Origin of the sequence: Bernardetia aquimarina (assembly GCF_042180575.1) — a bacterium.
In the GTDB taxonomy this organism is placed as follows: domain Bacteria; phylum Bacteroidota; class Bacteroidia; order Cytophagales; family Bernardetiaceae; genus Bernardetia.
In genome coordinates, this window is record NZ_CP170094.1 from 3,833,308 (window position 1) to 3,846,942 (window position 13,635).

The 13,635-nt window shown below is 30.7% G+C and carries 14 protein-coding genes; 4 read left to right on the forward strand and 10 right to left on the reverse strand.

The features are described from left to right. Positions 1–11 precede the first annotated feature (11 nt). From ACE193_RS16465 to ACE193_RS16490, 6 genes are all read right to left on the reverse strand, one after another. On the reverse strand, positions 12–674 hold the full coding sequence (locus tag ACE193_RS16465; protein WP_375559317.1) for a fatty acid desaturase: 663 nt from the start codon (positions 672–674) through the stop codon (positions 12–14). A 166-nt stretch (positions 675–840) separates the two neighbouring features. Further along, complete coding sequence (locus ACE193_RS16470) at positions 841–2,241, reverse strand: DUF4419 domain-containing protein (RefSeq protein WP_375559318.1); 1,401 nt, start codon at positions 2,239–2,241, stop codon at positions 841–843. A gap of 131 nt (positions 2,242–2,372) precedes the next feature. Beyond that, on the reverse strand, positions 2,373–2,645 hold the full coding sequence (locus ACE193_RS16475) for a DUF4834 family protein (protein WP_375559319.1): 273 nt from the start codon (positions 2,643–2,645) through the stop codon (positions 2,373–2,375). 133 nt (positions 2,646–2,778) lie between these two features. Further along, complete coding sequence (locus ACE193_RS16480) at positions 2,779–4,080, reverse strand: 3-deoxy-D-manno-octulosonic acid transferase (protein ID WP_375559320.1); 1,302 nt, start codon at positions 4,078–4,080, stop codon at positions 2,779–2,781. Positions 4,081–4,108: 28 nt separating this feature from the next. Beyond that, on the reverse strand, positions 4,109–4,654 hold the full coding sequence (locus tag ACE193_RS16485) for a hypothetical protein (protein ID WP_375559321.1): 546 nt from the start codon (positions 4,652–4,654) through the stop codon (positions 4,109–4,111). A gap of 13 nt (positions 4,655–4,667) precedes the next feature. Next, entirely contained in the window at positions 4,668–5,468 is an 801-nt protein-coding gene (locus ACE193_RS16490) for an alpha/beta fold hydrolase (RefSeq protein ID WP_375559322.1), read from the reverse strand. A gap of 298 nt (positions 5,469–5,766) precedes the next feature. Here ACE193_RS16490 and ACE193_RS16495 point away from each other — a divergent pair, with 298 nt between their 5' ends. Continuing rightward, positions 5,767–6,780, forward strand: a complete 1,014-nt coding sequence (locus ACE193_RS16495; RefSeq protein WP_375559131.1) for an IS110 family transposase — start codon at positions 5,767–5,769, stop codon at positions 6,778–6,780. Positions 6,781–6,875: 95 nt separating this feature from the next. On the opposite strand, the gene ACE193_RS16500 is transcribed toward ACE193_RS16495, so the two are convergent. Then, positions 6,876–7,424: an EF-hand domain-containing protein gene (locus tag ACE193_RS16500; protein ID WP_375559323.1), complete on the reverse strand. Its 549-nt coding sequence runs from the start codon at positions 7,422–7,424 to the stop codon at positions 6,876–6,878. A 352-nt stretch (positions 7,425–7,776) separates the two neighbouring features. Continuing rightward, the gene (locus tag ACE193_RS16505; RefSeq protein WP_375559324.1) at positions 7,777–8,103 is read right to left on the reverse strand and encodes a hypothetical protein; all 327 of its coding nucleotides are present in this window, start codon (positions 8,101–8,103) and stop codon (positions 7,777–7,779) included. Between the two features lie 143 nt (positions 8,104–8,246). Here ACE193_RS16505 and coaBC point away from each other — a divergent pair, with 143 nt between their 5' ends. The 3 genes from coaBC to ACE193_RS16520 all read left to right on the forward strand — a co-directional run bounded on the left by coaBC (position 8,247) and on the right by ACE193_RS16520 (position 10,937). After that, a complete protein-coding gene (gene coaBC, locus ACE193_RS16510) occupies positions 8,247–9,626 on the forward strand; it encodes a bifunctional phosphopantothenoylcysteine decarboxylase/phosphopantothenate--cysteine ligase CoaBC (protein ID WP_375559325.1) in 1,380 nt (459 codons plus the stop codon). Positions 9,627–9,672: 46 nt separating this feature from the next. Next, positions 9,673–10,236, forward strand: a complete 564-nt coding sequence (locus ACE193_RS16515; RefSeq protein ID WP_375559326.1) for a class I SAM-dependent methyltransferase — start codon at positions 9,673–9,675, stop codon at positions 10,234–10,236. Between the two features lie 83 nt (positions 10,237–10,319). Continuing rightward, entirely contained in the window at positions 10,320–10,937 is a 618-nt protein-coding gene (locus ACE193_RS16520; protein ID WP_375559327.1) for a class I SAM-dependent methyltransferase, read from the forward strand. 72 nt (positions 10,938–11,009) lie between these two features. Here ACE193_RS16520 and ACE193_RS16525 read toward each other — a convergent pair whose 3' ends face one another. Both ACE193_RS16525 and ACE193_RS16530 read right to left on the reverse strand, forming a co-directional pair. Next, entirely contained in the window at positions 11,010–11,969 is a 960-nt protein-coding gene (locus ACE193_RS16525; protein ID WP_375559328.1) for a hypothetical protein, read from the reverse strand. Positions 11,970–11,973: 4 nt separating this feature from the next. Next, positions 11,974–13,500 (reverse strand): MBOAT family O-acyltransferase, encoded by a 1,527-nt coding sequence (locus ACE193_RS16530; protein ID WP_375559329.1) that lies wholly within the window; start codon positions 13,498–13,500, stop codon positions 11,974–11,976. Positions 13,501–13,635 lie beyond the last annotated feature (135 nt).

Here is a 13,635-nt window from a genome sequence, read left to right on the forward strand (position 1 = left end):
TACAAATAATTTTATTTTTTTTGATAAAGTTTCCACCAAGGCGTATTCGGACTGTCGTGGTGTTCGTAGTGATAACCAAAAAAATAACACGAAATAAATGCCCAAACGTGGTTTTTATCCTGACTTCTAGAATGGTGTTTGTTGTCTGGTGCGTGCCGATGAGGTAAATACGTTCCAAAATAAAAAAGTTGAAACGTTGCTACCACAGAAGGAATCATCCAATAAAAAATAACATTTTCTATCGGAAAAATGAGTTTCAAAATATTATAAGTAATTGCCATCAAAACAATCTGAATAATGGTAATGTAGTTTTTGGCAAAATTAAAATACCAAATCCAAAAGTTTCCATGATGAAAATCTGGGTCTTTGTCCGTCGCTACAAAACGATGATGTTCGTGGTGTTTTTTTAATAATCTTGGGTAATAATTGAAGGCAAAAAGTCCTGTTGCAATCGTTCCGATGGTATTATTTACTTTTGTGTTTTTCGAAACGGTGTGGTGCATTGCATCGTGTGCCGTAATGAAAATCCCTGTATAAAGATGAGTTTGAACAAGAAAAAACAGATAGGTAAGAGGGTTATACCAGTTTATTTCATAGACACTCAGCAAAAAACCAAGGCTAAGAAGCCAAAGCGTAATAACTGTAATTCCGATATATGTTCCTTTTTGATTCATTTTTTTGAATGACTACTATAACTTATTGGTAAATGATTTATATGATTCTTATGATGAATGAAGATAAATACGAACTTCTTTTTTTCGAAAATGCTGTAACTGATTGGTTAAGGATTTATAGGATTAGTAGGATTTTGAATACAGATTAATACGAACTTCTTTTTTCTTAATTGAATAAGTTTTTGAGTTTGTAGAGAAAGGTTTGTTTATTTTGAGTCTTTTTTTCAGTTTTTATGAATTTAGAACCTTCTTTTGGTTTGGTGTCAAACTTTTGCCCATTTATTTCACCTCTAGTTATATTCTTAATAATCTTCAAGATTTTCTTTTCAGTGCCTTCTTCTACATCTCCTTCTAATTGAATATATCCAATTTTTATCTTAGACAACTCTTTAGGCAATCTTATAGTATCTCTAAATTGTAAACTCAAGGCATGAATACTTTGAAACTCTAGTATTTCTGAAGGGAAATTTCCGATATTTCCATAAAACAAAGTACTCCACCCTTCATTTCTCTTTGGTAATTGCGTTATTTCTTTCCTCTTTCGAATAATACTCCATTCTATAACAGGACGTAAGGACAAATCAGTTGCATTCTGTTCTAATCCAAAAAAACCTGCTAAAAATTCTTTTGGTATATCTATGCTTTCTATCCCTCCTAGAACTCTATGAATAAAAGGAACATTTACGATTTGAGGAGGCAAGTCGTCAATACCAGATAAACCCATTTCAAATAAATCTTTTTTATATCCATTTTGATAATATGGAAAGAAACGAACAATCCAACCATCTAATATTGTAGGACTGCCATATTCATTAAGAGTATGCTGTTTAAACATATTCATCCAGAACTGTTTATTCCTTTTTCCATTTACAGTTTCTTTTATCTCCTCAAGAATAGGTAATAGTTCATTTATCCACCAATCAAGCTCATAAATAGCTATTTTTTTAGATTTATCAATTACCTTTTGCCAGTCTTCTGTTGTTCCCTCTAATGTAATTTGGGGAATTCCACAAATACAAGTTACAAATGTATATTCAAAATAAGGCTGAAACGCATTCAAAACCGTAATCTGACTTACAATTTTTTCAGTGAGTGAAGTCGTGCTAAAATCTGCTGTCAAGTTATTTATCAAATCCTCTCCTACGTGTTTGGCTACTTCGCCATTCATTTCATCAATAGACTTTTCCCATTCTGCTTTTAAAATTGTCTTGTTTGGATTTAATAAATTATCATTTTGGATTACCAATTCCTTTTTTCCTTCAAAATCAACAAACAAATGACGGAGTTTTTCAGCATTTACTTCTACATGCTTCGAAAAACCTTGACAAATCAATAACCAAATCATATCAGGCGACAAAACAAAAGGACGATGTTCGGCATACGCCACCTGCATTCCCTTCAAAAAAGAGTGCGTTCCAAAACTGACAAACTCTTTTCCATCAGCAGAACCAATAATTGTTTCTTCTGAAAACTGCTTACTAATCTGCTCAAAAGAAATTTCTTTTAATGGCTTTTTAGCTCGTTTTAGTTTTTCTACTTCGAAGGTTATGGAGGCTTTTTGATTCATTTTGAAATACTGTAACTGATTAGCGAGTGATTTATATGATTTTTATGATGAAAGGCAGGATGAATACAAATTTCTTTTTTTGCTTTAATTCATTAGATTGTCTGACACTTTGAAGTGTCTGACAAATAAATCTAACTCTGTTTTATCTCTTCAAAATTTACATATTCGCCTATATTATCAAAATCATATTTTTTTCCTTCTTGATTGGAGTGAATATTTTTTGTTGGAGGAGTTTCAATTCTAATTTCTCCTTCTGGACGAATATCATTTTGTGTTTCGTACTGTTTTTGTGCTTGTTTTTGGACTTTTCGCAATAAAATTTTAGCCAAAAACTGCATTATTTTGCCAGAAAAGGCATATAATACATAAAGAATAATAGCCGAAATAATAAAAAACTTCAACATGATAAATAGTGATTAACGTTTAATTAGTAGTGATAAATGGAATTGCAAAAATACGAATGAAGTATCGAATTTATAAATACATTACTTTAAAAGCCTGAAAATAAGTATTTTGTTTTGAAAATTAATATTCCTTCTAACTCAATATCTTTTTGCAATAATCCATAATTTGCTTTGTTGCACCTGTATTCTGAATTACGTATTCTCGTGTGATTTCGTTAATCTGTTCTCTAAAATAATCGTCTTTAAAAAGTTTTTTTAATAAAGTTTCTAATTCATTTTGATTCGAAACAGAAAAAGCTCCTTTTTTTTCTAACAAATCAATCGCCTCTTGAAATTTTTGATAATTTTTATTTCCAAAAATAATAGGCATTCCAAAAGTTGCAGCTTCTAAAATATTATGCAAACCTTTTCCGAATGCGCCACCAATATATGCCACATCGCCATAACTATAAATGGAAGACAAAAGTCCGATATTATCAATAAGCAACAAATCAGCTTTTTGCAATTTTTCAATGCTTTTTTTATCATTCAAATCTATTTTTGAATAACGTTCTATTTTAAGATAATCAAATGCTTTTTCTATCTTTTGAAGGTCAGATTCTCCAATATTATGCGAAGCAATGACCAATTTTATTTTTTCATTTTCTATATCAGAATTTTCAATCACATTTTTAAAAGCAGGTGCAATTATTTCAATATCTTCTTTCCACGAACTTCCGACAACTAAAAGTTTATTTTGTCCAATAAATTTTTCTAAAATGGGTAATTCTTTCCGTTGAGAAACAATCATTGCTACTCTATCAAAACGAGTATCACCCGAAACTCTTGCATTTTTGATATTTATACGACTCAATAAATCTTTTGAATGCTTATTTTGTACAAAAAAATATGTAAAACGCTCTAGCATTTTTGTAGAAAAATTACTTTTGTTTTGATTTTTTCCGTTAAAAAAATGTTGGTCATCCCTAAAAATCGTAGAAACTGAAAGAAGAGGAATATTACGTTTTGAAGTTTCTTCAATGAAATGATGCCAAAATTCATACTTTATAAAAAAGACAATTTTTGGTTTTGTTGTTTCAATAAAAAACTTAGCATTTTGTTGTGTATCCATTGGCAGATACATAATTACATCAGCTTTGTCATAGTTTTTACGGATTTCGTAACCACTTGGAGAAAAGAAAGTCAATAGAATTTTATAATGAGGATATTGTTCTTTGAAGGCTTCTATAATAGGTCTTCCTTGTTCGAATTCACCCAAAGAAGCACAATGAAACCACGCCACAGGCTGCTTAATTTTTTCAAACTTGGTTTGCAGTTCTGTTTTCCAATTTTTTCGTCCTTCTCTAAATAAATTTGCCTTTTCGTGAAAGGGTGCAGCTATTTTTATTCCCTGCCAATACCCCCACAGAGAAGCATCATAAAGCCAACTTTTCATTTATTTTAAATTCTAAACCCTAAGAGTTTTAGTTAATTGTTGTCCACAAAATTACAAAAAACCAAACAGGAGAAAAGAGTAAAATTTGACTTATTAGACTTAATACAAAAAACTTTAATAGGCTAGTAAGAGTAACATTACTATTTTCTGTCTTCCTTATTTTGGCTTGAAGCACTGTTTTTTCTAAATTCATTAATTCCTCTTTTTCCATATTCAAATCAAGTAGGTTTTTATTTTTTAATCCTTCTACAAATCCTTCCCAAACTCGTTTTGGATACAGCCACAAACTATATCCCATTGCAAAAAATACAAATAAACAAATAGGAAAAATTTTGTAAAAACCCACCCCCATTTCATATCCTGCTACAAAAGATTCTCCTTTCCAGCTTGTATCACAATCACACAAAACATGTTCTATATCATGAATATGGACTACTTTTCTTCGCCATGTTGGATTATAAATAGTAAACTTAACAAAACCCAAATTTATAGGAAGTAAATTATCATTTGCCCCTCCATCTAAAGGAATTGTGTTTTTTACATAAAAATCCTGTAAAAGTTGATAGATTGTCATTCTGCTTTTTGTTTTATACTTTCAAAAAACTTTCAATTCCTGTTATCAGTTCTGGAATTGCTTCTAAATTAAGTGTATGTCCTTTTTTTGGTAACAATTTAAGACTTGCATTTGGAAGCGCATCAACAATATTTTGTCCCATTTGAGGAGTTGTCAGAATATCTTGCGAACCATGAATTACTTTTACTTGAACAGTTACAGATTTTAATTCCTCTCTATAATCACTACTATTTTCAGTTGCATCCATTAGTTTCATCAATGAATCTGAACTAATTTTATTGAGTAATCGTGCATTCTGAATATCTTGAATGGGAATAAGTGGACTAAAAAAATAATCTTGCCCCAAAACAGCAGGCAACATCACATCAAGCATTAGCTCATAACCACCCACCAAAAGCGCACGTCTCCAACTTGTTCCGATAAAATCAAAATACGGAGTTCGGTTTGCAAAGGTAGAAAGCAAAACGGCTTTTTCAATGTTTTTAGGATAATTTACCAAAAGTCGCATCGCAATAGCACCACCATACGAAATACTGACAGGAACAATACGTTTTGCATTTACTTTTTCCAAAACTTGATTGACATCGGCTGCATGTTGTTCAAAACTTCTGTACTCACCTTTTTGGTCAGATTGTCCTTGAAAAATTTGGTCTATTAATACAATATTAAACTGATTTTTTAAAACTTGTACAATCGGAAACCAAGAAAGTGTCGATTGAGAAAGACCATTCAAAAAAACAAGTGTGTATTTAGATTCATCAATAAAATAATGTTCGTAATAAATAGAAAGACCGTCTGGGAGTTTTAATTTCATTGTTTTTAGTTATGTGTCGTTGGTGAGGTCACCAACCTTTAGGTTTGTAGTAGATAAAATAGATGTAATTTCTTATCTTGTATTTAAGAATTCATCTAGCAGATAGAGAACCTATATCCACGGCAAGATTTTGAAATCTATATCCTGAATCAGCCTCTATCTGCTTTTATTCAATCTCAAACTCAAATAGTTTTCGGAGTATTTTTATTGACCTAAAAATAAACTCATTAGATAAGGTTTTAAGTCTGATTGAATACGATGAATCACTTTAAATTAGTCACCCTAAATTAACTTTTTTATGCCAACTTACCAAAATTTTATAGGTATTGATGTGAGTAAAAACCATTTAGATATAGCTCTTTTTCAAGAAGGCAAACCCATCAAATACAAACATATTGTGAATAATTTAGAAAGTATAACTTCTTACCTTTCTTCTTTTCAAGACAAGCATGAAATTAAAGAAAGTTTGTTTTGTATGGAACATACAGGTGTTTACATTAACTGGCTTTTGGTTGCTTTTAGTGATTTTAAGTGTTCTATTTGGGTAGAAAATGCTCTTCAAGTAAAGCGTTCTGGAGGAGCTAATAGAGGTAAAAATGATAAAGTTGATGCTGGGCGTATTGCTACTTATGCGTTTCGTTTTCAAGACAAAGCAAATCTATATTGTCCACCCAGTGAACAGCTAGAAGACTTAAAAACACTTCAAAAACTACGTAAAACGCTAGTCAATCATAAACAAGAGTTAGAAACGTATGTCAATGAACAAAGTCAATTTAGTAAATCTTCTACTCAAAAACTGCTTGAAGAAAACTCTAAAGCTACTTTAGAGCATTTGACACAAAGGATAAAAGAGCTTGAAGAAGAAATGAACCAAATTATAAAAAACGACCCACATCTTAAAGAACTCTATCAATTAGCTACTTCCGTGACAGGAGTAGGAAAAGTAACTGCTATTCAGTTATTAGTAGCTACTGATGGATTTACTAAGTTTGATACAGCTAAACAATTAGCTTGTTATTGTGGTGTTGTTCCCTTTGAAAATTCTTCTGGAAAATTCAAAGGAAAAGCTAGAGTTTCAAAAATGGCTAATAAGCAACTTAAAACGGCTCTACATATGTGTGCTTTATCAGCTTTACAAGTGGAAGGAGAATTAAGAGCTTATTATTTAAGAAAAGTAGCAGAAGGTAAGAATAAAATGAGTGTCATTAATGCCTTGCGAAATAAAATTATTCAACGCATTTTCGCTTGTGTAAAAAACAAAGTTTTATACGATAGAAATGGAATAAATTTTAACAATTTTTCTAAAGGTTAGACTTGGTTTTACCATAGTTTTCAACGGCGATAGTTTAATTACATAATAAAAAATGAATTGTATTTCATTCGTAATTCGTAATTGAAAATTCGTAATTAATTTTCCATTTTACCAAAAAAATAATTTCCTGTGGCATTTTTATCATTCGAAAGATAAAACTCTCTAAAACAAAAAATTACTTCCAAGTGAGAAAGATAACCATCATTATTTGCATCCATCCTTGAAAATGCTTCTTCTGCATATTCTTGACTTTGTTTGCAAAGTTTGTAAAAATGCGTAAACTCTTTCTTATCCCAACGTTTATCTTTATCTAAATCTATCAAATGAAACAAACTTTCGATAAATGGGTAAACATAACGCTGATAAGAAGCAGAGTCTGCAATCAAAACTTCGTGTACTTCTACAAACTCTTCTAAACTGATTTTTCCATCTCCATTTTCGTCGGCTGCATCGATGAGCTGCTTCCAAAAACGATGAAACATTTGTTGCAAACGCTTTTGATGTGCTTGTTCGTTTTCATCTTCCGAAACAGCCAAATTATCAACAATTTGGTCTAATTCTTTGGGTTCGATAAAACCATCTTCATTTCTATCAAAGAAATGGAATAAATGAGTCATTTTCTTTTTTTGGAAGTTAGTAAGCATAATTTTGGTAGGTTTAATGTTGTTGGTAAGTACACCATAGCCGTAAGGTTATTAATAAATTTTGATTTTTACTCCGTTAGGAGTTTTATCTTGGTAGTAAAAACAACGAAATTATACCTCATTTACTCCGTAGGAGTTTGATATTGGTAGCATTTTTTATTCAATACTATTGAAATGCTACCAATATGTAGTTCCTAACAGAACAGAATACAATTTCTACTTTTTATTTTTCTACCAATATAAAGTTCCTACAGAACAGAAAGACAAATAAACTTTTAATCTTACGGCTATGGTAAGTACACCAACAACGACATAGAAAATAGAACTTCTATAAAACACCTCAATTTACTAATTATTTTACTTTTTTTACCCACATTACAAATTTCTGCATTTCTTCGGTTTCCATGAGTTTTTCTTTGGTATTGTAGGTTTCACCTAGCGTTTTTTCGTCCCAAAATTTATGAATAGTGGAGTGGCATTGTCTGCATACTCTGATTCCTCGTTTTTTCATTTCTTCTTTTCCAAATTTCCTTAGAAAATTCTTTCTTCGGTGCATTTTTCTAGGAATCAAATGATGAAAGCCGAGTCTTTTTTCTCGCTCACACAAGGCACATTTTTCTACTTCTTCGTTTTGTTCTAAGTTTGGGTATTTTGAATAATCTATTTCGTAATCGTTCATTTTTTATAAAGTTTGAGTGATTGTTTTTATAGCAACGTTTATTTTTTGTTTGAGGTTCTTTTTCGCTTATTTTTGTACAACTGGTTCAAGCGTCGACGCTTGAACCAGTTGTACAAAAACAACAACAAATATCTATTTTTACTATGGCAACTACTCCAACTTCTGAAAACTCTATCAATCATTTACAAAACAAAAAAATACTTTTGGGTGTCTGTGGAAGTATTTCGGCTTACAAATCAGCTCTTTTGGTACGCTTGTTAGTCAAACAAGGCTGTGAGGTACAAGTTATTATGACAAAATCAGCATCTGATTTTATTACGCCTCTTACTTTGGCTACACTTTCAAAAAAGCCTGTTTTGATTGATTTTATAAAAAATAAAGAAGGAGTTTGGAATAATCATGTCGATTTGGGACTTTGGGCAGATGCTTTTATTATTGCTCCTGCTTCTGAAAATACGATTGCAAAATTAGCGAATGGACTTTGTGATAATTTGCTTTCTGCTACTTATTTATCAGCTCGTTGTCCTGTTTTTGTTGCTCCTGCAATGGATTTGGATATGTATCAGCACCCTTCAACATTGAGAAATTTGGACTATCTAAAAAGTTATGGAAATATTCTAATTGAAGCGACACATGGCGAACTTGCTAGTGGACTCATAGGACAAGGAAGGTTAGAAGAACCTGAGAATATTATTACATTTTTGAATGTTTTTTTTGAGAATTATGAAGAAAAAGAAGCCATTACAAAAGAAATTGAACCTCCCTATTTACCACTAAAAGGAAAAAAACTAACCCTTACAGCAGGTGCAACTCGTGAAGCTATTGACCCAGTTCGTTATCTGAGTAATCATTCTTCTGGAAAAATGGGTTATGCTATTGCAACAGAAGCTCAAAAATTAGGTGCAGAAGTTACGCTTATTTCTACTTCTAGCCTTGAAAGCCCTAAAGATATAAACGTTGTAAAAATTGCTTCGGCTGATGAAATGCTCTTGGCTGTCGAAACGGTTTTTCAAGAAACTGATATTTTTATTTTTGCTGCTGCCGTTGCTGATTATCGTCCTTTGGAAGTTGCTACTCAAAAAATAAAAAAGGAAGAAGGCGTTGATAAAATGGTAATAGAGCTTACCAAAAATCCAGATATTGCTGCCACCATTGGTGCAAAAAAACAAAGTAGTCAGTTTTTGGTAGGATTTGCTCTTGAAACAAATAACGAACTAGAAAATGCTCAATCCAAACTCAAAAAGAAAAATTTGGATATGATTGTTCTTAATTCTCTACAAGAAAAAGGAGCAGGTTTTGGATACGACACCAACAAAATAAGCATCATTGATACAAAAGGAAAAACTGATTTTGAGCTAAAATCAAAAATCGAAGTAGCACAAGATATTCTAAAAACGATTATTGAAAAATTAGATTTAAGAAAAAATCCTGTTTTAGATAAAATAGAGGAAGAAGTAAAAGAAGAAATCAAAAAACCGATTGCTCACAAGAAATTTGAAATCAATAAAGAAGAGGAGTTTTAGTCTAATTCTAGTAAAAAAAAGATTATTCATTTTTTAATAAAAAAACATGGCAGATTACGACAATTTTTATACAACAGAAAACTTATTTGGAGAACCTTATACAGAGTTGATTGAGTTTTTTAAAAACTATGAAAGTAAAGGTAAATTAATTGATGTAGGATGTGGACAAGGCAGAGATGCAATTCCCTTAGCTAAATTGGGTTATGATGTTACTGGAATTGATAATTCAAGAATTGGAATTGACCAAATGTTGAATAACAATGAAAAATTAAACTTGACAGGTTTTGTTGCTGATATTTACAAATTTGATGACTATCAAAATTTTGATATTGTACTCCTTGATTCAATGTTTCATTTTGAAAAAAGGGACAGAAAAAAAGAAATAGAGTTGGTTGTAAAAATAGCTACCAAAATTAAAAAAGGAAGCCTAATTTGTATCTGTATTCAAGATACAAGCTCAAAAGTCAAAATTCTTAAAGAAACAATTAAAAATACGAAACTAGATTTTAAAGTATTAAATGACTCTTCATTAATTTATAACTATGAGGACAAAGAAACAGGGCATAAATCAGAAACAAATTATGTTATGTACATTGTAAAAAAAATATAAAATAACTGCTTCCTAGTCGTCAGTAAGGACAATGGCAGAGTTATCACTTTAAGTATGTAATTTATTATGAAACCCTATCAAAAATGACTTCAAAAAAACAACACTGGGAAACCGTTTATGAAACCAAAACCCCACAAGAAGTAAGCTGGACACAGGCAAAACCTCAAACTTCACTTGATTTTATTGCTGCTTTCAATTTAGAAAAAGATGCCAAAATTATTGATATTGGTGGTGGCGAAAGTCTGCTTGTAGATTTTTTATTAGAAGATGGATTTACTGATATTACCGTTTTGGATATTTCATCCATCGCTTTAGAAAAAGCAAAAAAACGAGTAGAAGAAAGATTTCCAACAAAAGCAAAGTTTGTAACTTGGATAGTAAGTGATATTACAGCATTCGAACCCAAAACAACTTTTGACCTTTGGCACGATAGAGCTACTTTTCACTTTCTGACTGAACCCAATCACATTGCAAAATACATTCAAACCGTAGAAAAATGTGTAACTAAAAGTCTAGTTATCGCTACTTTTTCGAAAGAAGGAGCTAAAAAATGTAGTGGTTTGGAGGTTTCACAGTACGATGCAGAAAGTTTGACTGCTCAATTTAATGGTTTTAATAAAATATCTTGTTTGCAAGAAGACCATATTACGCCTTTTGATACAAAACAAAATTTCTTATTTTGTGGATTTGAGAAGAAATAACTTTGATGTTTTAACTGTTTTTGAGGACAATTTTTTACTCATTGAGTGCTATATTTTTAGTGTTAAGTTTTGCTATTTTTGGTTATTTATATAGTTTGAAATATCTTCTATGAGGTATTTTGTTCGTTTATCGACTCCTTTTTTATTTAGATGATAACTGGTATCAAAAAATAAAGAATCAGGAAAAGTGTATTTACTTGGCGTAGTAATATAACCTAAACCTTCCTTTTTCAACCTTGCATCTATATTTGTTATATATTCTGTTTCTTTATTAAATAAGGTTTTTTTATATGGAGGAGGTACAAATAGCGTTTTTACACCTTTGATGTCCATTTTTTGTTTGAAATCTAATAAAAAAGTAATCACATTATTGCTTATTTTTTTATTATTATTGTGTTTAGCGTTAGAAATTTCTTGTTTAGGACTTTCAAGATTCCAATGTGCCGTCATATCGCCATATTTATTAAACGATTTTTTTGCATATACTGTAGGCTTGTCAAGATTTACACTTGTTTTTTGATTTGGCTGGTTGTAGGAAAGAAAACCTCGCACTTTTTTTAGATTGTAATTTGCAATATCTGGAAATAAGCGAATAGTACTTGTCAAATCTAAAGTTTCATAATCATTATGAATATCAAATAATAAAGGGGGAAGTACTTCTCCTCCGTAAAAAGTCTGATTATCAAACTGTTCATACTCTGCTGCTATAATCACAATATCTCCTTTTTTTAGATAAGGTAATGTTTCTAAAACCATGTAATGTAAACCTATTTCTGCGTGAAGTCCCATATTTACCACAGGATATCCAAGTTGTTCTTCTATAATTTTACTATCTAATCCAAAAGCGATACTAGAACCACCAATAAAAACTATTTTGGGAGATGTAATACTTTTTAACCTTTCTCGCTTTGCTTTACTGGCATACAACATATTATTAGATTCTAAAGTTGTAGGCAAAAAAAACAATCCACTAATAAAGAGAATAATAAATGGAATACTAAACAACAAATTTTTTAATAAAAATTTTATCATTAATTTAAAATTGAAAATAGATAAAGGTAGATTGAGAGCTAAATGTCCCAAATAAAATTATACTGATAATCAGAAGGTAATATAAAAACCATCGTAGTGTCCAATGAAACTTTGCAATAGATTTTCTCAACGAATAACGAGATTGTAAAAAATGTATAATTTCCATACTAAATATAGCAAAAATAGCTACATTAAATTCGTAGAAGCTAATATCTAAGACTTCATTGCCTAATTTAATAGGGTTATTCCAAACTATATTTTGAGGCTCTAACAGACTAGACTTAAATACCCAAAGTAAATCTCTTACCTGCAAAACAAAATCAGGACTTATACTTCTTTTTAATAAGAGAAATGCGTCACTTACTGTATTCGCTCTAAAAAATACCCAAGCCAATACAACTAAAAAGAAAGTAATAGCAATGTGAGTAATTTTATATAAAAATCCTTTTCGGGGTAGGTGTAATTTGGAATATATTATTTCTGTAAAAGGTTGAAACATCAAGGCTGCTATTAAATAAAAACCATGTAAAACTCCCCAAATTACAAAAGTCCAGTTTGCTCCATGCCAAATACCACTAACCAAAAAAGTAATAAATAGATTATAATACCATCTCCATTTTAATGTGCGATTTCCTCCTAAAGGAATATATACATAATCTCTGAACCAACTAGATAAGGAAATATGCCACCTACGCCAAAATTCAGAAATAGATTTTGAAAAGTAAGGACTATTAAAGTTTTTCATTAAATCATATCCCATTATAGAAGATGCCCCAATAGCTATATCAGAATAAGCCGAAAAGTCACAATAAATTTGGAAGGCAAAAAATATGGATGCGATACATATACTTAATCCAGAAAAATCGTTTGGAGATGAATAAACTTGATTTACTACAATAGCTATTCTATCAGCAATAACTAATTTTTTGAAAAATCCCCAAGCCATTAGTTGTAGTCCAAATTTAGCTCGTTGATAATCAAAACGATGATTTTGTCTAAATTGAGGTAACAAATGTGACGCTCTTTCGATAGGGCCTGCTACTAATTGTGGAAAAAAAGACACAAAAACAGCAAATATACCTATATGTTTTTCTGCTTTTATATTTCCGTGATACAAATCAATAGAATAACTTAATGTCTGAAAAGTATAAAATGAAATACCTACTGGGAGTAATAAATTAGCAAGGGGAATTTGAATAGAAATACCTGCAAAATCAAGTAGTGTATTAGTACTTGTAGTAACAAAATCTAAATATTTGAAACTAAATAAAAGCCCTAAGTTAGATAATAAACTTATGTAGAGATAAGGTTTTCTTTGTTCTTTTTCTGTTTGGCTACTCATCTTCAAGCCACACCAATAATCTACTAAAGTAGAAAATAAAAGTAAGGCTATATATTCTACTCGCCAAACCATATAAAATAAATAACTTGCTAATAATAACAATATCCAACGATACCGAAAAGGAAGCAAAAAGAAAATAATGATAACTGTAGGAAAAAATACAGCAAAGCTCCAAGAGTTGAAAATCATAAAGTAATAAATATCAAAGAATTAGAATATCAACAATAACAAGCTTATTTTACTGATATTAATTTGCTGGATAGTAGTAGAATAAGGTTATAAAACACCAAAAGACCTTTGTACAAAAGACCTTTGTAACAAAGG